The sequence below is a fragment of the Pseudoxanthomonas sp. 68-E7 genome, assembly GCF_057773145.1.
Genome location: NZ_JBYMTI010000002.1, coordinates 422,813 through 443,187, shown reverse-complemented (window position 1 = coordinate 443,187; position 20,375 = coordinate 422,813). Strand labels below are relative to the sequence as shown.

Annotated in this window: 13 protein-coding genes; 9 read left to right on the top strand and 4 right to left on the bottom strand. The window is 67.2% G+C overall.

Translation table 11 applies throughout. The annotated features are described in order from the left end of the window. Window positions 1–9 precede the first annotated feature (9 nt). From AC3DE2_RS06510 to AC3DE2_RS06480, 7 genes are all read left to right on the top strand, one after another. Complete coding sequence (locus tag AC3DE2_RS06510) at window positions 10–3,075, top strand: TonB-dependent receptor domain-containing protein (RefSeq protein ID WP_295378662.1); 3,066 nt, start codon at window positions 10–12, stop codon at window positions 3,073–3,075. Between the two features lie 136 nt (window positions 3,076–3,211). After that, window positions 3,212–4,735: a tryptophan halogenase family protein gene (locus tag AC3DE2_RS06505; protein ID WP_488425533.1), complete on the top strand. Its 1,524-nt coding sequence runs from the start codon at window positions 3,212–3,214 to the stop codon at window positions 4,733–4,735. Between the two features lie 72 nt (window positions 4,736–4,807). Then, the gene (locus AC3DE2_RS06500) at window positions 4,808–6,451 is read left to right on the top strand and encodes a glucoamylase family protein (RefSeq protein ID WP_295378666.1); all 1,644 of its coding nucleotides are present in this window, start codon (window positions 4,808–4,810) and stop codon (window positions 6,449–6,451) included. A gap of 82 nt (window positions 6,452–6,533) precedes the next feature. Then, entirely contained in the window at window positions 6,534–7,808 is a 1,275-nt protein-coding gene (locus AC3DE2_RS06495) for a sugar ABC transporter substrate-binding protein (protein WP_488425767.1), read from the top strand. Continuing rightward, window positions 7,805–8,689: a carbohydrate ABC transporter permease gene (locus tag AC3DE2_RS06490; protein WP_488425532.1), complete on the top strand. Its 885-nt coding sequence runs from the start codon at window positions 7,805–7,807 to the stop codon at window positions 8,687–8,689. The genes AC3DE2_RS06495 and AC3DE2_RS06490 overlap by 4 nt, the downstream gene beginning before the upstream one ends. After that, window positions 8,686–9,537, top strand: a complete 852-nt coding sequence (locus tag AC3DE2_RS06485; protein WP_488425531.1) for a carbohydrate ABC transporter permease — start codon at window positions 8,686–8,688, stop codon at window positions 9,535–9,537. Before AC3DE2_RS06490 ends, AC3DE2_RS06485 begins: the two co-directional genes overlap by 4 nt. 285 nt (window positions 9,538–9,822) lie before the next feature. After that, entirely contained in the window at window positions 9,823–10,515 is a 693-nt protein-coding gene (locus AC3DE2_RS06480) for a hypothetical protein (RefSeq protein ID WP_488425530.1), read from the top strand. A gap of 110 nt (window positions 10,516–10,625) precedes the next feature. Here AC3DE2_RS06480 and AC3DE2_RS06475 read toward each other — a convergent pair whose 3' ends face one another. From AC3DE2_RS06475 to AC3DE2_RS06460, 4 genes are all read right to left on the bottom strand, one after another. Beyond that, a complete protein-coding gene (locus AC3DE2_RS06475) occupies window positions 10,626–11,282 on the bottom strand; it encodes a bifunctional 4-hydroxy-2-oxoglutarate aldolase/2-dehydro-3-deoxy-phosphogluconate aldolase (protein WP_488425529.1) in 657 nt (218 codons plus the stop codon). Window positions 11,283–11,316: 34 nt separating this feature from the next. Further along, window positions 11,317–13,227, bottom strand: coding sequence for a phosphogluconate dehydratase (edd, locus tag AC3DE2_RS06470; protein WP_488425528.1), 1,911 nt, complete (start codon window positions 13,225–13,227; stop codon window positions 11,317–11,319). 260 nt (window positions 13,228–13,487) lie between these two features. Then, entirely contained in the window at window positions 13,488–14,495 is a 1,008-nt protein-coding gene (glk, locus tag AC3DE2_RS06465; RefSeq protein ID WP_295377643.1) for a glucokinase, read from the bottom strand. Window positions 14,496–14,553: 58 nt separating this feature from the next. Beyond that, a complete protein-coding gene (locus AC3DE2_RS06460; protein WP_295377642.1) occupies window positions 14,554–15,915 on the bottom strand; it encodes a GH1 family beta-glucosidase in 1,362 nt (453 codons plus the stop codon). A 207-nt stretch (window positions 15,916–16,122) separates the two neighbouring features. Here AC3DE2_RS06460 and AC3DE2_RS06455 point away from each other — a divergent pair, with 207 nt between their 5' ends. Both AC3DE2_RS06455 and AC3DE2_RS06450 read left to right on the top strand, forming a co-directional pair. Then, window positions 16,123–17,205 (top strand): ABC transporter ATP-binding protein, encoded by a 1,083-nt coding sequence (locus tag AC3DE2_RS06455; RefSeq protein WP_488425527.1) that lies wholly within the window; start codon window positions 16,123–16,125, stop codon window positions 17,203–17,205. A 146-nt stretch (window positions 17,206–17,351) separates the two neighbouring features. Beyond that, window positions 17,352–20,258, top strand: a complete 2,907-nt coding sequence (locus AC3DE2_RS06450; RefSeq protein WP_488425526.1) for a ThuA domain-containing protein — start codon at window positions 17,352–17,354, stop codon at window positions 20,256–20,258. Window positions 20,259–20,375 lie beyond the last annotated feature (117 nt).

Genomic DNA, 20,375 nt, shown 5'->3' with positions numbered 1-20,375 from the left:
CTTATGACCATGAAGCAACGCAATCACAAAGCGCGAAATCCAAATCGCACCCTCCTGGCCTGTGCACTCGTCAGCTGCCTGGCGATGAGTGCACCGGCCTTTGCCCAGTCCACCGGCGCCACCTTGCGCGGCCAGGTGGCCGGCGCATCGGCGAGCACCGAAGTTGTTGCCACCAACGTCGCCACGGGCGCGGTTCGCCGCACCCAGACCAACGCCAACGGCAGCTATACCCTGGTCGGGCTGCCGCCGGGCACCTACACCGTGCAGGCGGGCGGTGCGTCGCAGACGGTGACCCTGGCCGTGGCGGCCAGTTCCACTTTGAACCTCGATTCCGGCGCGCCGGTGGCCGCGCCGACGGGCGATGCGACCAACCTGGACACCGTCACCGTGTCGGCGCCGCTGTTGCGCGACGTGCGCACCTCCGAAGTCGGCAACACCATTTCCCAGCGCCAGATCGAGACCCTGCCGCAGGCGACCCGCAACTTCCTGGAGTTCGCCGACACCATCCCGGGCATGCAATTCAAGATCAATGCCCAGGGTGTCGCCGAACTGCGCAGCGGCGTGACCAACACCAGCTCGACCAACCTGTTCATCGACGGCGTCAGCCAGAAGAGCTATGTCGAGCGCGGCGGCATCGCCGGCCAGCAGCAGAGCGCGGGCAACCCGTTCCCGCAGTTGGCCATTGGTGAATACAAGGTCATCACCTCCAACTACAAGGCCGAGTACGGCCAGATCAGCGGCGCGGCGATCACCGCGGCGACCCGCTCGGGCACCAATGAGTTCGAAGGCGAGGTGTTCTACCACTACACCGACGAGAACATGCGCGAGAAGCTGCCCAGCGAATGGAACAAGGACAAGGGCAAGTCGCAGATCAAGGAGTGGGGCCTGGCGGTCGGCGGTCCGATCCTGAAGGACCGGATGCACTTCTTCTTCGCCTACGAGAACAAGGAAAACATCTACGCCCGCAGCATCCAGCCCTCCGCCGAAGCCGGCAACGTGGGTGACCTGCTGCCGGCCGATCTGCGTTCCTACTACGGCGCGGCCTATCTGCCGCTGGAGGAGGACCTGTACTTCGGCAAGCTGAGCTGGGATCTCAACGAGCGTGATCGGCTGGAGCTGAGTGCCCAGTACCGCGACGAGACCCAGGCCGGCAACATCGGCGGGCAGGACACCCCCGAGCATGGCCAGCAGCGCATCAACAAGGACAAGCGTTCCAACCTGCGCTGGCAGCACAGCGGTGACCGCTTCTTCAACGAGTTGATCGTCACCACCGAGCGTACCGAGAACAATCCGAATCCGTTCGGATTCGGCAACGGCCGCAAGATTGCCTGGCTGGAGGATACCGGCCAGCCCGAACCCGCCGAGCGCGCATTGCTGAACCTGGGCCCGGCCGACGGCTTCAGCGTCAAGAGCGCGGTGCAGAAGGGCTGGTCGATCCAGGATGACCTGACCTTCAACAGCTTCCAGTGGCATGGCGATCACACCATCAAGATGGGCGTGAGCTACAAGTCGATCGATCTGACCTCCAGCGACGGCCAACCCTACAACCCGCAGTTCACCTATGCTTTCGATCCGGTGACCGGCGTGGTTTCCGATACGCCGTATCGCGTGGAATTCCTGGCGCCGTTCGACGAGCCGGGCCAGTCCGCGCTGATCAAGACCAGCGCCAAGCAGTATGGCTTCTACATCCAGGACGACTGGCAGGTGAATGAGCACCTGATGTTGAACCTGGGCATCCGCTGGGATTACGAGGACGTGCCGGCCTACACCGACCACGTGACCTCGCCGGCCTACCTGGCGGCGCTCTACGGTCCCGATCCGGACAACCCCGGGGAGCCGTGGATCAATCGCTGGCTGAAGGGCGGCAAGGACGCGCTGAATCCGGCCGACTACATCAGCAACGGCCACAACCGGAAGAGCTTCAAGGATGCCTGGGCACCGCGCTTTGGCTTCTCCTATGACATCTTCGGCGACGAGCGCCACGTGATCCATGGTGGTGCGGGCCGTTCGTACGATCGCAATCTGTTCAAGGACCTGGCCCTGGAAAAGACCAAGTCGGCGGTATCGCTGGTCCGCTTCGAATTCCAGGATCCGGGAACCGGCCAGTGCGTGCGCGAACCGGCCAGCACCGGTCGCTGCATTCCGTGGGACCCGGCTTACCTGGGCGGCATCGATGTCCTGTCGGCGGCGATTGCCGGCCGTGGCGGTGCGGAAGTGTTCATGCTCAACAACAAGCTTAAGACGCCGTATGCCGACCAGTTCAGCCTGGGCATCACCAACCAGATCGGCGAATGGCTCTCGGACGTGACCATCCAGCGCATCATGTCGCGTGACGGTTTCGGCTTCACCCTGGCCAACCGCCATCCGGACGGTGCGTTCTTCAACAACGGCGGCGCGCCGTGGGGCGGTACCGTCCCGGGCTATGGCGGCACGATCGTCGGCGACAACGGCGTGGAGAGCAACAACACCCAGATCCTGCTGTCGCTGGAGAAGCCGTATACCAAGGCCTCCGGCTGGGGCGTGAACTTCGGCTACACCCACACCCAGGGCCGGCAGAACAGCACCAACTCGGAAGATCCGTTTGCCTACTTCGACAAGTCGCGGCTGGGCTACGTGCCGTTCGTGAAGTCGGGCAACGCGCCCAAGCACCGTTTCACCGCAGCGGGTTCGATCGACGGTCCGTGGGGCATCACCTTCGGCGCGAAGATCGTCCTGGAAACGCCGACCCCGCGCAACACGATCGCCTGCTACGGCTATGACGCCTGGGACGGTTCGCGTTGCCAGTTGGTGGGCTTCACTCCGCCGGCCAACGGCAAGTTCCTGATCGGTGGAAAGATCTTCAGCTACCGCACGGTGGATTTCCAGGCGACCAAGGAGTTCACGCTGCCGGGCGACACCAAGTTGTCGATTCGCGCCAACCTGTTGAACGCGTTCAACTTCAAGAACTACTCCGAGTACAGCTACCTCGGTTTCGGCAGCGGTGGACGCCTGGACCCGGACATCGAAATCAAGGATCGCGGTGATATCTACTACTTCCCGCGTACGCTCAACCTGGAAGTCAGCTACAAGTTCTGATGCGGCCGCGCCGCGGCACCCTCTCTCCGGGTGCCGCGCAAACGCCACCATTGTTCGCCCCGCTTGAGGTCCCGCCGTGGCCGTATTCCGGCCACGGCGGGAAGCGGCTGGCCCATCGGCTCCACGACCTCGCAACATGAATCCACAGTCCCTGCGCAACATCGTGATCGTCGGTGGCGGTACCGCCGGCTGGATGGCCGCCGCCGCCTTCGCGCGCGTGCTGGGACCGGACTACGCCATCACCCTGGTGGAATCCGAACTGATCGGCATCGTCGGCGTCGGCGAAGCCACCGTGCCCCACATCAAGGCGTTCAACCAGTTGCTGCGCATCGACGAGGCCGACTTCGTCCGCAGTACCCAGGGCACGTTCAAGCTGGGCATCGAGTTCCATGACTGGTACCGCACCGGTCATACCTACATCCATGGCTTCGGCCAGGAAATCGGCCATCCCTACGGCCTGCTGCCGTTCCAGCAATACTGGTTCAAGGCCCGCAAGGCGGGCATGGCGCAGCCCCTGGATGCCTATACGCTCAACAGCCTGGCGGGACGGCGCGGCCGTTTCATGACCGGCGCGAGCGACGTGCCGGCGGATTCGCCGCTGGCCAACATCGCCTATGCCTATCACTTCGACGCCGGCCTGTATGCCCGGTACCTGCGCGCGTACTCCGAACGCCTCGGGGTGAAGCGGGTGGAAGGCATCATCGACCAGGTCGATCTTGATCCCGGCAACGGCCATGTCCGCTCGTTGCGCCTGCGCTCGGGCGAGGAAGTGGCCGGCGATCTGTTCATCGACTGCTCCGGTTTCCGCGGACTGCTGATCGAGGAAGCGCTGCACACCGGCTACATCGACTACACGCACTGGCTGCCCTGCGATCGGGCGCTGGCCGTGCCCTGCGAGAAGGTGGGGCCGCCGACGCCGTTCACGCGCTCGACCGCGCGCAGCGCCGGTTGGCAGTGGCGCATCCCGCTGCAGCACCGCACCGGCAACGGCTACGTCTATTCCAGTGCCCACATCAGCGACGACGAAGCCGCCGCCACGCTGCTCGCCAACCTGGATGGCCGCGCGCTGGCCGATCCGCGTCCGCTGCGTTTCACCACCGGCCGCCGGAAGAAATGCTGGAACCGCAACGTGGTCGCGCTGGGCCTGTCGAGCGGTTTCATGGAGCCGCTGGAGTCGACCAGCATCCACCTGGTCCAGTCCGGCATCTCCAAGCTGCTGGAACTGTTTCCGCGCGAGGGCTTCAACGAAGTGCTCGCGCAACGCTACAACGACCAGCTGGCGTTCGAGTTCGAGCGCATCCTCGATTTCCTGGTGCTGCATTACAAGGCCACCGAGCGTGATGATTCTGCGTTCTGGCGGCAGTGCCGCGACATGGCGATACCGGACAGCCTGGCCGCCAACCTGGCGCTGTTCCGCGACAGCGGGCGGTTCTTCCGCAACGCCAGCGAGATGTTCGCCGAGATCAGCTGGGTGCAGGTGATGATCGGGCAGGGCATCGAGCCGCGCGGATGGCATCCGCTGGTCGATCGCGTGACCGACGCCGACCTCAAGCGCCTGATGGACAGCGTCGCCGGGACGATCAGCGCCTGCGTCGACGCGATGCCCGAGCACCAGCGGTTCATCGACCGCCATTGCAAAGCCGAACCGGTGTCGTTCTGATGCGCCGGTCTCCTTTCTCCACGCGTTAGCCGCGGACCCGCGGTGACCCATGAAGGAAAGAAACAACTCGAGATGAAAACGTTTACAGGCAAGAAGGGCCAGGCCGGGGCCAGGGGAAACCGGAATTGGACGTGGCTGGCGGGCCTGATGGTGGTCATGCTGGCGGCCTGCAACCGCGCGCCCGCGCCTGCCGAGGCGCCCAAGCCGGCCGCCGCGCCGGCGCCGGAAGTACGCAAGAAACCCGAGAAGCCGGAACTGCCGCCGCTGTTCCGCGATGTCGAGCGGCGCACCTTCCAGTTCTTCTGGGACACCACCAATGAACTCAATGGACTGACGCCGGACCGTTTTCCGTCGCGGCCGTTCGCCAGCATCGCCTCGGTTGGCTTCGCCCTGACCGCGTATCCGATCGGCATCGAGAACGGTTGGGTCAGCCGGACCCAGGCAGTGGATCGCACCCTGACCACCCTGAAGTTCTTCCGCGATCTGCCGCAGGGACCGCAGGCCGAAGGCAAGGGTGGCTACAAGGGTTTCTACTACCACTTCCTCGACATGCAGACCGGCCACCGCTATGCGAGCTGGGTGGAACTGTCGAGCGTGGACACCACGCTGCTGATGATGGGCGTGTTGTTCGCGCAGTCGTACTACGACCGCGACGAGCCGCGCGAGAAGGAAATCCGCGAGCTGGCCGACGTGCTCTACAAGCGGGTCGACTGGACCTGGCTGCAGAAGAACAAGCCGCTGGTATCGATGGGGTGGTTCCCGGAAAGCGGGGTGATTCCACATGACTGGAAGGGCTACAACGAGGCGATGATGCTGTACGTGCTGGCCCTCGGGTCGCCCAGCCATCCGGTCGGCCCGGAAGCCTGGGAAGTGTGGACGCGCACCTACGGCGAATCGTGGGGCGTGTACCAGGACCAGGAATACCTGACCTTCGGCCCGCATTTCGGACACCAGTACAGCCACGTCTGGATCGACTTCCGCGGCATCCAGGACGCCTACATGCGCGAGAAGGGCATCGACTACTTCGAGAACAGCCGCCGCGCCACCTATGCCCAGCGCAACTACGCCATGGAAAACCCGATGAAGTGGCGCGGTTACGGCGAGAACGTCTGGGGACTGACCGCCAGCGACGGGCCGCAGCAGACCCTGCAGGAATATCGCGGCGAGCAGCGCCAATTCCGCCACTACTCCGCGCGCGGGGTGGGTTTCCGCGAGAACTTCGACGACGGCACCATCGCCCCGACCGCGGCGATCGCCTCGCTGCCGTTCGCGCCGGAGATCGTGATCCCGGCCACCGAGGAAATGCACAAGCGCTACGGCGAACACCTGTATTCCAGCTATGGCTTCCTGGACGCGTTCAACCCCAGTTTCGACTACGACATTCCGCTGAAGGCCGGGCGCATCGTGCCGGGGCAGGGCTGGGTGGGCAGTGACTACATCGGCATCGACCAGGGACCGATCCTGACGATGATCGCCAACTACCGGAACGGCTTCGTCTGGGAAGTGATGAAGAAGAACCCGTACATCCGCAAGGGCTTGGCGCGGGCGGGTTTCGAGGGCGGCTGGATGACCCCGGAGGGCGCGCCGATCCAGGTGCCGGCCAACGCGGATCCGAAGGCCGCCGCCGCGCGTGCGCTGGGCACGGCCGAATCGCGTGCGGCGCAGGCCGCCGAACAGCAGCCCGAGGCGCCGGCGCGCAACCAGACGCCGCAGTAAGTAAGCTGTCCGCATGGCAAGGTTCTCTCCGGCACGCATCAGACGTCCCTCGGGTGGTGGGGGATGTCTGGTGCGCTGCTGTCTGCTCCTGCTGGCATTGGCGGGCGTGCTGCTGTCCAGCGGCTGCGGGCGCGATGAAGGACGCGAGAAGGTGACGTTCTGGGCCATGGGCCGCGAGGCCGAAGTCGTCGCCGAACTGGTGACCGAGTTCGAACGCGAGAACCCGGACATCGACGTCGACGTGCAGAACATCCCGTGGACCGCCGCGCACGAGAAGCTGCTGACCGCGTTCGCCGCCGATGGCCTGCCGGACCTGTGCCAGCTCGGCAACACCTGGCTGCCGGAGTTCGCCGCGCTGGGCACGCTGGAGCCGTTGCAGACGTACGTGGACGCGTCGAAGGTGGTCGAGCCGGCCGACTATTTCCCCGGCATCTGGGATACCGCCGTGGTCGACCGGCAATTGCTGGGCGTGCCGTGGTACGTGGATACGCGCCTGCTGTATTACCGCAAGGATCTGCTGCGCGAGGCCGGCTTCGACAAGCCGCCGGTCACCTGGGCCGAGTGGGAGCGCGCCCTGGCCGCGATCAAGCGCAACGCCGGCCCGGGTCGTTATGCCATCCTGATGCCGGTCAACGAATTCGAGCAGCAGGTCTCGTTGGCGCTGCAGATGCCGGATCCCCTGCTGCGCGATCACGACAACCGCGGCAACTTCCGCAGCCCGGGCTTCCGCCGCGCCCTGGGCTTCTACGCCAACATGTTCGAGCAGGGCTGGGCGCCGAAGATGTCGGAGACCCAGATTTCCAATGTCTGGGACGAGTTCTTCAACGGCTTCTACGCTTTCTATCTGTCAGGCCCCTGGAACATCCGCGAGTTCAAGAAACGGATGCCTGATCACCTGCGCGACCAATGGGGCACGATGCCATTGCCGGGTCCGAATGGCCCGGGCGCGGGCATCGCCGGCGGCACCAGCCTGGCGATCTTCCGCAGCTCCGAACGCAAGGCGGCGGCGTGGAAACTGGTCGAGTTCCTGTCGCGCCCGGAAATCCAGCAGCGCTTCCACGCGCTGATTGGCGACCTGCCGCCGCGACGCAGTACCTGGGAGCACCCGGCCCTGGCCAATGACGAGTACGCGCGGGCATTCCGGGATCAGCTGGAGCGGGTCAAGCCCACGCCCAAGGTGCTGGAGTGGGAGCGCATCGCCCAGGAGATGCGGCTGGTGACCGAGCAGGTGGTGCGCGGCGGGCAGAGCCAGGAGCGCGCGGTGCAGGATCTGGACGCGCGCGTGGATGCCATCCTGGAGAAGCGCCGCTGGATGTACGAACGTGACCATGCCGGGCAGGCGGGGGCACGGCCATGAGCCGGCGCGGTTCGCTCGCCGGTTGGGTGTTCGCCGGCCCGGCGCTGATCGTGCTGGGCGTGTTCTTCGGCCTGCCGGTGTTCTCGGCGTTGCTGCTCAGCCTGACCGACTTCGACCTGTATGCGCTGGCCGACGCCGACAACCTGCGCTTCGTCGGCCTGGGCAATTACCTGGAACTGCTGCGGTCGCCGATGTTCTGGAAGTCGTTGTGGAATACGACGTACTTCGTGATTGTCGGCGTGCCGCTGTCGATCGCGGTGTCGCTGGGCGCGGCGATGCTGCTCAACGCGCCGGCCGCGCGCCTCAAGGCCCTGTTCCGCACCGCGCTGTTCGCGCCGGTGGTGACCACGCTGGTAGCCGTGGCGGTGATCTGGCGCTATCTATTCCACACCAGCTACGGGCTGGTGAACTGGGCGCTGGGCCACCTGGGCGTCGCGCCGATCGACTGGCTGGGCGACCCGCGCTGGGCGATGCCGACCATCATGCTGTTCGCGGTGTGGAAGAACTTCGGCTACAACATGGTCATCTTCCTGGCCGGCCTGCAGGCCATTCCGCAGGATCTTTACGAGGCCGCGCGCATCGATGGCGCATCGAAGTGGCGCCAGTTCCTGCACATCACCCTGCCGATGTTGGGGCCGGTGCTGCTGGTGGTCGGGGTGATCACGGTATCGGGCTACTTCCAGCTGTTCGCCGAACCCTACGTGATGACCCGCGGTGACCCGTTGCAGAGCACGGTCAGCGTCCTGTACTTCATGTTCGAGGAAGGCTTCAAGTGGTGGCGGCTCGGCCGCGCCTCGGCGGTGGCGTTCCTGTTGTTCCTGATCATCCTGGCGGTGACCACCGTGATGCTGCGCCTGGGCCGCAGGAAGGATCTGGTATGAGCCGCCACGCCGTCGCGCGCGAGGTGGGCGCATCCCGCTGGCAGGCCTGGCTGGTCAACGGCGCGCTGCTGTTGCTGGCGCTGATCAGCCTGGCGCCGCTGCTGTGGATGGTGTCGGTGTCGTTCATGCCGGCCGGCGAGGCCAGCCGCTTCCCGCCGCCGCTGCTGCCCTCGGGCGCGACCCTGGCCAACTACCGCGAACTGTTCGCGCGGACCGGCATGGCGCACAACTTCGCCAACAGCCTGCTGGTGTCCGGCGCGATCACGCTGGGCTCGCTGCTGATCAACACCCTGGCCGGCTATGCCTTCGCCAAGCTGCGCTTCAGCGGCCGGGATCGGATCTTCCAGCTGTTGCTGGCGGCGCTGGTGATCCCGGCGCAGGTGGCGATGCTGCCGCTGTTCCTGCTGATGAAGCAGCTCGGCCTGGTCAACAGTTTCGGCGGCGTGATCGTGCCGGCGCTGGCAACGGTGTTCGGCATCTTCCTGGTCCGCCAGTACGCGCGCAGCATCCCGGACGAACTGCTGGAAGCAGCGCGCATCGACGGTGCGAGCGAGCTGCGGATCTTCTTCCAGGTCGTGTTGCCGATGCTCAAGCCGGTACTGGTGACGCTGGCGATCTTCACCTTCATGGCGGCCTGGAACGACTTCATGTGGCCCTTGATCGTGCTGACCGACCAGGCCCACTACACCTTGCCGGTGGCGCTGGCCTCGCTGTCGCGCGAGCACATCATGGACGTGGAAATGATGATGGCCGGCGCGGTCATCACCGTGCTGCCGGTGCTGCTGTTGTTCCTGCTGCTGCAACGCTACTACCTCCAGGGCCTGCTGCTGGGGAGCGTGAAGGGCTGACGGAGTGTCGCCCGCGAACTGTTGTGTGTAGGAGCGACGTGAGTCGCGACCAGGATGTCCGTTGTGTCAGATCGCAGATTGGGAAAGCATCGCGGTCTGATGTCGCTCACCACGGTGAGCGGCCGGGTGACCTCCGACGATGGGACCGATGCCACCGCGGCAGGTATCCCACCGGGTTCGTCGTTGCGATGCCTGAGGAAACGGACGGTCGACTGACGTCGCTCCTACAGGGATAGGGGGAGCGGGTAGAGTGCGGTTTCCGCCGCCGCATCATTTGCCATGCCGATGAGGGAGCCCCGTACCACCCCGCTCTGGCCGTTGCCGCTGGCGGCCGCCTTGCTGCTGCTGGTCGCCACGCATCTGGCCTTGTGGCTGTCGATCCAGGCCGGCCATGTGCCGGCCTGCGTGCCGTACTGGGAAGGCTGCACCTCCATCAGCCGGGCCGCGCGGCACGGGCTGGGCAACCATCTGTTCCGCCTGCTGGTGATTCCCTGCGCGCTCCTGCACGGCGCGACCTGGTGGCTGGCCCGCCACTGGCTGCGGGAGCGCGGAAACGCGGCGACGCTATGGATGCTGGCGCTGGGCCTGTTGTCGGCTTCGGCGCTGGCGATCTACGCAACCTTTCTCGGAACCGAGGGCGAGGTATATGGCTTCCTGCGCCGCTACGGGGGGACCGTGTACTTCGGTTTCGGATTCCTCGCCCAGTTGCTGCTGATGCGGCGGGCGAGGGCGCTGCGGCGCCTGTCGCCGGCCTTGCTGGCGGGCATGGCCGCGCTGTGCGTGGCCATGCTCGGACTGGGTGTGGGCAATGTCATCGCCGGCGCGCTGGTCGCCGACGATGTGATGCGTGATCGCATCGAGAACGCGCTGGAATGGCAGCTTGGCCTGCTGCTGGTCGGCTGGCATCTGCTGCTGGCGAGTGGCTGGTGGCGTGACCGGTTCGGGTTGCGCCTGTATCGGGAAGGAGGGCCGCGGTAGGAGCGACGTGAGTCGCGACTTTCGTGCTTGAGCGATGGGGACGTAAGGACCCGCCAATCACCTGGTCGCGACTCACGTCGCTCCTACAGGGGAAGCCAATGGGGTGCGGGTCAGCCGCGCACGCGGCTGACGATGGCGGCGGCCTTGGCCGAACTCTCGCGCACCTTGTCCCACTCGCCGGCATCCAGCCAGGCCTTGGGCACCATCCACGAGCCGCCGATGCAGGCCACGTTCGGCTGCGACAGGTAGTCGGCGGCGGTGTCCTCGCCGATGCCGCCGGTCGGGCAGAGCTTCAGTTCGGACAACGGGCCGGCCAGTCCCTTGATCATCGCCAGGCCGCCGACGGCGGAGGCGGGGAACAGCTTGCAGACCCGGAAACCGCGCGCCATCAGCGACAGCAGTTCGGTCGGCGTGGCCGCGCCCGGCACCACCGGCACCGGCGCCGCGGCCAGCGCATCGGCCATTTCGGCGGTGGTGCCCGGCGTTACCAGGAAATCCGCGCCGGCGTCGATGGAGCGCTGCATCTGCTCGACGCTCAGCACGGTGCCGGCGCCGATCACGATATCCGGCAGTTCGCGCTTGAGCATCGCCAGCGCCTCCATCGCCACCGGCGTGCGCAGGGTCAGTTCGATGGCCGGCAGGCCGCCGGCCAGCAGCGCCTCGGAGACCCGTCGCGCCTCGTCCAGCGTGTGCACGGTGACGACCGGCAGGATGCCGGCGGCGCGGAGGAGTTGTTCGGCTTTCTGCTGGCGGGCTTCGATGCTCATGGGGGATCAGTAGGCGTGTGGAGGGGGAGGGCGCTCAGGCGTCCTTCGCTTCGTGCGGGGCTTCGGCGGCTTGCCCGGCGTCGCCGAGCTCGTATTCCGAATCGTATTCCCAGGTACCGTTGTGATACGGCGGACCGCAGGAAATCGACAGCGCGCCCTGGTCGGCCGGCGTGACCACGTCGCGGCTGACCGCGAACAGGTTGCGGCCCATGTCGAGCGCGGCGGGCGAGGTGTTCGGCGCGAGCTCGCGCGCGTTCCATTCCTCTGCCGGCACCAGCGCCTCAAGCACGCCGGCCTCGGCGTCCAGGCGGATCAGATCGCCCTCGCGCAGCCGGGCCAGCGGACCGCCGCGCGCGGCTTCCGGGGTCATGTGGATGGCGGCGGGAATCTTGCCGGAGGCGCCGGACAGGCGGCCGTCGGTGACCAGCGCGACGCGCCTGCCCTGGTTCTGCAGCAGGCCCAGCAGCGGCGCGAGCGAATGCAGCTCCGGCATGCCATTGGCGCGCGGGCCCTGGTAGCGCACCACCGCGACGAAATCCTGCGGCAGCACGCCGGCCGCGTGCAGCTTGTTGAGCGCGCGCGGGTCGTCGACCACCACCGCAGGCGCTTCGATGAAGCGGTATTCCGGCTTCACCGCCGAGGTCTTGATCAACGAGCGGCCGAGGTTGCCGCGCAGCAGGCGCAGGCCGCCCTGGTCCTCGAAGGCCTCGGCGACCGGCCGCACCACCGCGGGGTCCGCGCTCTCGGCCAGCCCCGGCGTGTAGGCCAGCTGCCCACCCTGCAGGCGCGGCTCGTCGCAGAACGCGCGCATGCCGCCCGGCATGATGGTGGTCAGGTCATGCATCAGCCCGGCGTCCAGCAGCTCGCGGAACACATAGGCGGTGCCGCCGGCGGCGGCGAAGCGGTTCACGTCGGCGTCGCCATTCGGATACACCCGCGCCAGCAGCGGCACGGTGCGCGAAATCAGGTCGATGTCGTCCCAGGTGAGCACGATGCCGGCCGCGCGCGCCACCGCCACCCAGTGGATGGTGTGGTTGGTGGAACCGCCGGTCGCCATCAGCGCGGCGATCGCATTGACGATCGCGCGCTCGTCGATCAGGTGGCCGAGCGGACGGTAGTCATCGCCCAGCGCGGTGATGCGCAGGGCGCGTTCGGCCGAAGCGCGGGTCAGCACGTCGCGCAATGGCTGGTCGGGATTGACGAACGAGGTGCCCGGCAGCTGCACGCCCATCGCTTCCAGCAGCACCTGGTTGGAGTTGGCCGTGCCGTAGAAGGTGCAGGTGCCCGGCGCGTGGTAGCTGGCCGACTCGGCCTCCAGCAGTTCCTCGCGGCTGGCCTCGCCGGCGGCGTAGCGCTCGCGCACCTCGGCCTTCTTCTTGTTGGGAATGCCCGGCGTCATCGGCCCGGCGGGTACGAACACCGCCGGCAGATGGCCGAACGCGAGCGCGCCGATCAGCAGGCCCGGGACGATCTTGTCGCACACGCCCAGGTACAGCGCGGCGTCGAACATGTCGTGGCTGAGCGAGACCGCGGTCGCCTGCGCGATCACATCGCGCGAGAACAGCGACAGCTCCATGCCAGGGCGGCCCTGGGTGACGCCATCGCACATCGCTGGTACGCCGCCGGCGACCTGCGCGGTCGCGCCGAGCGAGCGGGCGAGGTCGCGGATCAGATCCGGATAGGTCTCAAACGGCTGGTGCGCCGACAGCATGTCGTTGTAGGCGGTGACGATGCCGAGGTTGGGTGTGGCGTCGGCACGCAGGCGATCCTTGTCGGTCGGTCCGCAGGCGGCGAACGCATGGGCCAGGTTGCCGCAGCTCAGGCGGGTGCGATGCGGGCCGGCGGCGTTGGCCGCGTCGATGCCGGCGAGATAGGCGCGACGCAGTGGCAGGCTGCGCTGGCGGATGCGTTCGGTGACTTCTTGGATGCGCGGATGCAGGCTCATTGGCGTCGGCTGGACTGCGGAAGGACGAGTGTGCGCCGCTGGCCGTGGGCAGGGCGTCGTCGGTGTCTACGCAGCGGCGCATGCCGGACTGCGCCATGCCGTGGCAGGGCAGGCATGTGTCCGGCCTGCGCGCGGGTTCCAGGCCGACGTCGCCGCCGATGCGGGGCGGACAACGAAGAACCCCTCAACTTTCTACCTTTTGCGCCTGCAATGAAAGTGACCAAAGCCAGACCAGCCCGGCGCGCGGCCGGTTGGCGCGATCAGCGCGAAGGCCCGTAGGCTTCCACCGCGATGGCCGCGGCGCCGAGCAGGCCCGGACGTGGATGCACGATCGCCAGGGTGGGCACGCGCGCCATGTTGGCGGAGAAGCGTCCCTTGTGCTCGAAGCGCTGGCGGAAGCCGGAATGCTGCAGCGAGGTCAGCAGTTTCGGCACCAGCCCGCCGGTCAGGAATACGCCGTCCCAGGCACCGAGGGTCAGCACCAGATCACCGGCCACCGCGCCGAACACCGCGCAGAACACGTCGATGGCGTTGTTGCTGCGCGCATCACCGGTGGCCGCGCGCGCGGTCACGTCGGCGGGCTGCAGGTTGCCCGGATCCTCGCCGGCGATCTCGCTGAGCGCGCGATGCAGGTTGACCAGGCCGGGGCCGCAGATCAGGCGTTCGATCGAGACCCGGCCGAACTGTGCCGACAGCCGCTGCAGGATCTCGATTTCCTGCGGCGTACCGGGGGCGAAGCTGACGTGGCCGCCTTCGGTTTCCAGCGGAAAAGTGCGCCCGTCGCGGACGATCAGGCCACCCACGCCCAGCCCGGTGCCCGGACCGATCACGCCGTAGGTACGGTGCGTGGCCTGGGGATCCGGCGCCCAGTCGGGAATACCAATCGCGACCACGTCCTGCCGGCCCAGCAACGGCAGCGCCATCGCCTGCGCGGCGAAATCGTTGACCAGGCGCAGGTTGTCGAAGCCCAGCGCGTCGCGGGTGCGCGAGAGCGAGATGACCCATGGATGGTTGGTGATGCGGGCCTCGTCGCCATCGACGCGTCCGGCCACCGCGAACACGCCGTTGCGGATGTCCAGGCTGGATTGTTCGGCGCCGACCTCGTCCAGATAGTGCTGGGCGGCGTCGGCCAGCGAGGGGAAATCCGCCACCGCGAAGCCGCGCACGCTGTCTTCCAGCAGTGGCGCGGCAGCGCTGGCGTCGGCCAGCGCGAAGCGTGCATTGGTGCCGCCGATGTCGGCGAGCAGGACCCGGTTATCGGTGCTCATGCGGGGTGATTACTCTTGAAGGGGTCGTGGCCGCAAAAAGTAGTCCGCCGCATTCGCCTCAGTCGTCCTCGTTGGTCAGTGCCTCGCCGTGGCTGGCCACGACCTTCGCATAATAGCGTGCGCTGTCCTTCGGTGTGCGGGTCTGGCTGTCGAAGTCGACGTGGATGATGCCGAAGCGCTTGGAGTAGCCCAGCGACCATTCCAGGTTGTCCAGCAGCGACCAGACGTAGTAGCCGCCGATGTCGCAACCGGCCTCGATGGCCGCGTGCACCGCGCGCAGGTGCTGGCGCAGGTAGCTCAGGCGCAGCGGATCGCGCACGCGGCCACGCTCGGCCTTGGGCGGATCGAAGAAGGCGGCGCCGTTCTCGGTGATGAACACCTTGGGGTTCCCGTAGCGGTCCTTGACCCAGGTGAGTGTATCGGTCAGACCCTGCGGGAAGACCTCCCAGCCGGTCTCCGTATACGTATGCTGCGTCTGCCGGACCGGCGAGACCTTCAACGGCCAGTTCGATTCGTCGTGGCGGGAGACGTTGCGGGTGTAGTAGTTCACGCCGATGAAATCCAGCGGCTGGCGGATCAGGTCCATGTCCGCCTGCGGCCATTCCGGCCAGGCTTCGCCGAAGATCTCGCGCAGTTCTTCCGGGTAGGTGCCGAAGAACACCGGATCCAGGTACTGCCGGTTCATGTAGGCCTCGGCGCGCCGGGTGGCGGCCAGATCCTCGGGGCTGTCGCTGGCCGGGTACTTCGGCTCGATGTTCACCACCAGGCCGATCTCGTGCTTGCCGATCGCGCGGTAGGCCTGCACCGACTTGCCATGCGAGCGCAGCAGGTGATGGGAAGCGATGGGCGCCTCGAAGCGGTTGCGGTGGCCCGGCGCCAGCGCGCCGTGCAGGTAGCCGCCGTCGGTGACCACCCAGGGTTCGTTGAGAGTGGCCCAGCGCTTGATGCGGCCATCCAGGCGCTTGAACATCACTTCGCTGTACTCGGCGAACCAGTCGGCGATGTCCGGGTTCAGCCAGCCGCCGCGATCGTCCAGCGCCGCCGGCAGGTCCCAGTGGAACAGGGTGGCGGTGGGCTGGATGCCGTTCTCCAGCAGGGTATCGACCAGCCGCTCGTAGAAGTCCAGGCCCTTCTGGTTGATCCGGCCGCGGCCTTCGGGCATCACCCGGCTCCAGGACACGCTGAAGCGGTAGCCCTGCATCCCCAGTTCCTTCATCAGGCCGATGTCTTCGCGCCAGCGGTTGTAGTGGTCGCAGGCCACGTCGCCGGTGTCGTTGTTGAGCATGCGACCCGGGGTGTGGGCGAAGCGCTGCCAGATGCTGGGGCCGGCCCCGTCGGCCAGCGGCGAGCCCTCGATCTGATAGGCGGCGGTGGCGCTGCCCCAGATGAAGTTCTCGGGGAAACGGTAAGCGTTCGACATGGCCCCTCCGGCGGTGTCGTCAAATTGGAGATAAGTGGGGGTGATTGCGTTGTGAAAACGATTACATGGCAGAATAACCCAACTTCCCGGGTTGGGAAATGGGAAGGTGGTCATTGACGGCGTGCATTCGTATGCACGCCGCTGCACCGGGAGGGGCCCGGCGGCAGCGTCCGACAACACGGTGGCGGAAGCCGCCCGGGAGAGCAGATGGCGAGTGTGCGGCTGGACAATGTCCGCAAGGTCTACGGCAACGGCCAGGTGGCCGTGCACGGCGCGAGTTTCGAGGTCGCCGACGGTGAACTGATGGTGCTGGTCGGGCCCTCGGGCTGCGGCAAGTCGACCCTGCTGCGGATGATCGCCGGGCTGGAGGAAATCTCCGGCGGCACCCTGTCGATCGGCGATCGGGTGGTCAACGAGGTCGCGCCCAAGGATCGCGACATCGCGATGGTGTTCCAGAACTACGCGCTGTATCCGCACATGACCGTCGCCGAGAACCTGGCGTTCGGGCTGAAGCTGCGCGGACATCCGCGCGCGGTGATCGAACAGCGGGTCAACGCCGCCGCCGAAACCCTGGGCCTGGGCCAGATGCTGGCCAAGCTGCCGCGCGAGATGTCCGGCGGCCAGCGCCAGCGGGTGGCGCTGGGACGCGCGCTGGTGCGCGAGCCGGCGGTGTTCCTGCTCGACGAACCGCTGTCCAACCTGGACGCCAAGCTGCGCCATTCGATGCGCACCGAAATCGCCCGGCTGCACCGGCAACTGGGCGCGACCATGATCTACGTGACTCACGATCAGGTCGAGGCGATGACCCTCGGCCAGCGCATCGTGGTGCTGAAGGACGGCCAGATCCAGCAGATCGACACGCCGATGGCGTTGTACGAACATCCGGCCAACCTGTTCGTCGCCGGTTTCCTCGGCAGTCCGGCGATGAACGTGCTGCATGGCCGCCTGGAGCAGGCGGAAGGGTTGCGCCTGGTGCTGGACGCGGGCCTGTCGATTCCGCTCGGCGATGCGCGGGTCGGCGAGGACTGGCTGGGTAAGGCGGTGGCGATGGGCGTGCGCCCGGAACACCTGCGACCGGCCGCGCCTGAAGCCACCGGTTTCGACACCCTGGTGGAAGTAGTGGAACCGGTGGGCAGCGAGGCGTTCGTCAACCTGATGTTTGGCGCGCACCCGCTGGTATCGCGGTTGCCGCCGCGGCAACTGCCGCGTGCCGGCGTCGCCTTGCGCATGGCGGTGGATCCGGCGCACCTGCACTTCTTCGACTCGGAAAGCGGCCGCCGCCTGTGGTGAACCGGAAAGGCCGGAGGTTCGCCTGATTCGGGCCGCAGGCAACAAAATCTAGTCTCAGAACGTAGCCGGATCGGATTCCTTCCCCGGCGCGCGGGTCCTAGCCTCGTCGATGACGTTTGTGGACATCCGTCACGGGAGAGGGGCCAGTGCGGAAGCAGGACGGGAACACCCAGCGTGCGCGCATCCGCACCGCGCTGCTCATCGGCATCACGCTGTTGATGCTGCTTGCGGCGGGCTGCCGGGGGCCGGGCGAAGGCCGCAGGATCGTGCTGATTGGCGGAACCGGCACGGAAGGACCGGGCAAGCATGCCTATGCCGAAGGGGTGCGCCGGCTGGCGGCGCTCATCGGCGCATCGCCGCAGGCCCGTGGCGCCGAGATCATCGTCTACGACCGGGGCTGGCCCACGGATCCCGCCGCGTTGCAGGGCGCTTCGACCGTGGTGCTGTATTTCGACGGGCTGGATCGACATCCGCTACGCGATGCCGCCCGGCGCGCGCAACTGGAGGCGCTGGTCCAGCGGGGCGTCGGACTGGTGGCGCTGCACCAGGCTTCCACCGTACCGGCCGGCAATGCCCATTTTGATCTGCGTGGCTGGTTGGGCGCCGAACGCGTGGGCATGTTCGATCGCACCACCGAGACCGCGACGATATCGCCGGTCGACGCGAGGCATCCGGTCATCCGCGGGGTGACCGCCTTCAGTTATCGCGACGAGTTCTATCCGACCCTGCGCTTCGCAGCGCGGGGCGTGCAGCCGGTGCTGCGCAGCACCCTGCACGTGCAGTACCGCGACGGCGCGCCGGTGATCGAGGAGCGGCCTGAAACGGTCACCGTGGGCTGGACGTTCCAGCGTCCCGATGGCGGTCGTTCATTCGGTTACAGCGGCGCGCATTTCCTGGCCGCGCTGGACCAGCCGATGCTGAGGCGCGTGTTGTTGAATGCGATCCTGTGGACGGCGGACATCGAGGTTCCGGCCGCAGGCGCGGATGCCGGAGCGTCCAACCCGGTGGATTCGACAGGACCGGGCTCGGCGACGTCCGGCGTGATCACGCCGTCGGTGCGTGACGCAACCACTTTCCACGCGGATCGGCAACGCAGCGGCTGGCATCGCCACCAGCCGGAATTGACGCCGGCGCGGGTGCGGGATCCTTCCTTCGGCCTGCTCTGGGAATCACCGCCGCTGGATGCGCATGAAGGCCAGGCGCCGCGCCTGTACGCCTCGCCCCTGTACCTGTCGCAGGTCCGGATGACGGCGGGGCAACACCGCGGGCAGATGTTCCAGGTGGTGTTCGCCGCCAGCAACCACGGCTATGTGTACGCGATCAACGCCGGCAAGGCCGGTGACGTGGCGCCCGGCCGGATTCTCTGGCGCACCCGGCTCGCGCCGCCTTGCCATCTGCAGCCGGCGCCGCTGGATGCCGTACCCACTGGCGTCCTGGGTACGCCGATCATCGATGTCGCTCGCGGGCGCCTGTATGTCACCAGTTGTGATCCGAAGGAGCGCTGGCAGGCCTATGCGCTGGACATCGGCAGCGGCAAGCTCATCGAAGGCTGGCCCGTGCGCCTGGACGAGACCCGTTTCAACACCGTCAACGCGAACGCCGGACCCTCGCGGGTGCCGCCGAAGCGGCGCTTCGATTTCCGGGTGCAGCGCGGCGCGTTGAACCTGAGCCCCGATGGTTCACGCCTGTACGTCACCTTCGGCGAAACCGAGACCGGTTGGCTGGTCGCGGTCGATACCGCGCAGCCGCGCGTGGCCAGCGCGTTCGCCGCGGTGGCGATGCCGCATCGCGGCAGCGGCGGCATCTGGGGCGCGGGTGGGCCGGCGCTGGATGCCGGGGGGAACATCTTCGTCGTGACCGGCAGCGGCTTCGACGGTTATCGCGATCAGCCGCACGACTGGACCCAGTCGGTGCTGAAACTGTCCGACGCCGCGTCGGGAGGGTTGCGGTTGCGTGGCACCTACACGCCGTTCAACCACTGCGGCAGCGCGAAGATGGATATCGATCTGGGATCCGGCGGCATCAGCCTGCTGGCCGATCTGCCCCCTTCATCGACCGCCACGCCGCGACTGATGGTGGTCGGCGGCAAGCAGGGCAATGCCTATCTGCTCGATCGCGGGCGCTTGCCGGGACGGCTCGACAGGCGTCCGGCCTGCGGCCTGGACGCGGCCAGTGATGGTTCGCTGCTGCCCCCTTCGCGACAGCCGCAGTTTGGCGGGCGTGGCCCGCTCAACGTGTTCGGTCCGTACTCCGAACAGGACGCGGCGATGGATCAGGCGCGCGGACGCTCGGTGCCGGCGAACTATCGCGACGGGGAGGGCGTGGTCCATGTCTACCTGACCGGCAACACCCGGCGCACGGAAGGCTCGGCCGAAGCGGTGCCGCCGTCGCTGGTCCAGTTGCGGGTGACGGCCGCGCCCGGCCAGCCGGCCCATCTGGCGGTCGAGCGCCGGCAGATGGACGTGGTCCTGATCAATCCGGGCTCGCCGGTCATCAGCAGCGACGGCACGCGCAATCCCGTGGTCTGGGTGCTCGACGAGAATGCCCGCCGTTCCGCGCCACTCGCGGGCGCGGATACACCGGCGCCGGTGTTGTACGCCTTCGACGGCGACAGCCTGGAACTGCTGTGGAAGAGCGCGCCCGGCCAACTGCACACTTCCGGCAAGTACAACGAACCGGTATTCGCGAACGGAACGGTGGTGGTCGGCACGGATCGCATCCAGGCTTTCGGGCCGGGCGCGCCGGCGCGCGCGGAGAAGGCGGGGGCGGGACAGGCGAATGTTGCGCCGGCACCTCGGGTGCCTGGTGGCGCTGGAACATCCACGGGCGTGGCGCTGGCCGACTCGGGACTGGATGGCGAGACCTTGTTCAAGCAGCGCTGCGCGGCCTGTCATGACCACCCCCAGGGCAACATCCCGCCGCGTTCGCGACTGGAAAGCCGCAGCCGCGCCTACATCGTCGACACACTGACCCACGGCGCGATGCGTGCGCAGGCGGCGGGGCTCAGCGCCAACGACATCGACGCGGTCGCGGGGTATCTGGGCAGGCGCTGAAGGCAGACAACGACGGGAGAAAATCCGCCTCGGTCTCCCTTCTGCAACGGAGGAGGGAAGCGTGGGAGGGCGGCCCGCCCGCGCGGAACCGTAAAACAAAACCCCCGGCCATGCCGG

Coding starts and splice junctions, on each gene's coding strand:
- edd (WP_488425528.1), bottom strand. CDS start 13,227: ATGAGCCTGCATCCGCGCATCCAAGAAGTCACCGAACGCATCCGCCAG.
- AC3DE2_RS06480 (WP_488425530.1), top strand. CDS start 9,823: ATGAGGGAGCCCCGTACCACCCCGCTCTGGCCGTTGCCGCTGGCGGCC.
- AC3DE2_RS06460 (WP_295377642.1), bottom strand. CDS start 15,915: ATGTCGAACGCTTACCGTTTCCCCGAGAACTTCATCTGGGGCAGCGCC.
- AC3DE2_RS06490 (WP_488425532.1), top strand. CDS start 7,805: ATGAGCCGGCGCGGTTCGCTCGCCGGTTGGGTGTTCGCCGGCCCGGCG.
- AC3DE2_RS06510 (WP_295378662.1), top strand. CDS start 10: ATGAAGCAACGCAATCACAAAGCGCGAAATCCAAATCGCACCCTCCTG.
- AC3DE2_RS06485 (WP_488425531.1), top strand. CDS start 8,686: ATGAGCCGCCACGCCGTCGCGCGCGAGGTGGGCGCATCCCGCTGGCAG.
- AC3DE2_RS06500 (WP_295378666.1), top strand. CDS start 4,808: ATGAAAACGTTTACAGGCAAGAAGGGCCAGGCCGGGGCCAGGGGAAAC.
- glk (WP_295377643.1), bottom strand. CDS start 14,495: ATGAGCACCGATAACCGGGTCCTGCTCGCCGACATCGGCGGCACCAAT.
- AC3DE2_RS06505 (WP_488425533.1), top strand. CDS start 3,212: ATGAATCCACAGTCCCTGCGCAACATCGTGATCGTCGGTGGCGGTACC.
- AC3DE2_RS06455 (WP_488425527.1), top strand. CDS start 16,123: ATGGCGAGTGTGCGGCTGGACAATGTCCGCAAGGTCTACGGCAACGGC.
- AC3DE2_RS06475 (WP_488425529.1), bottom strand. CDS start 11,282: ATGAGCATCGAAGCCCGCCAGCAGAAAGCCGAACAACTCCTCCGCGCC.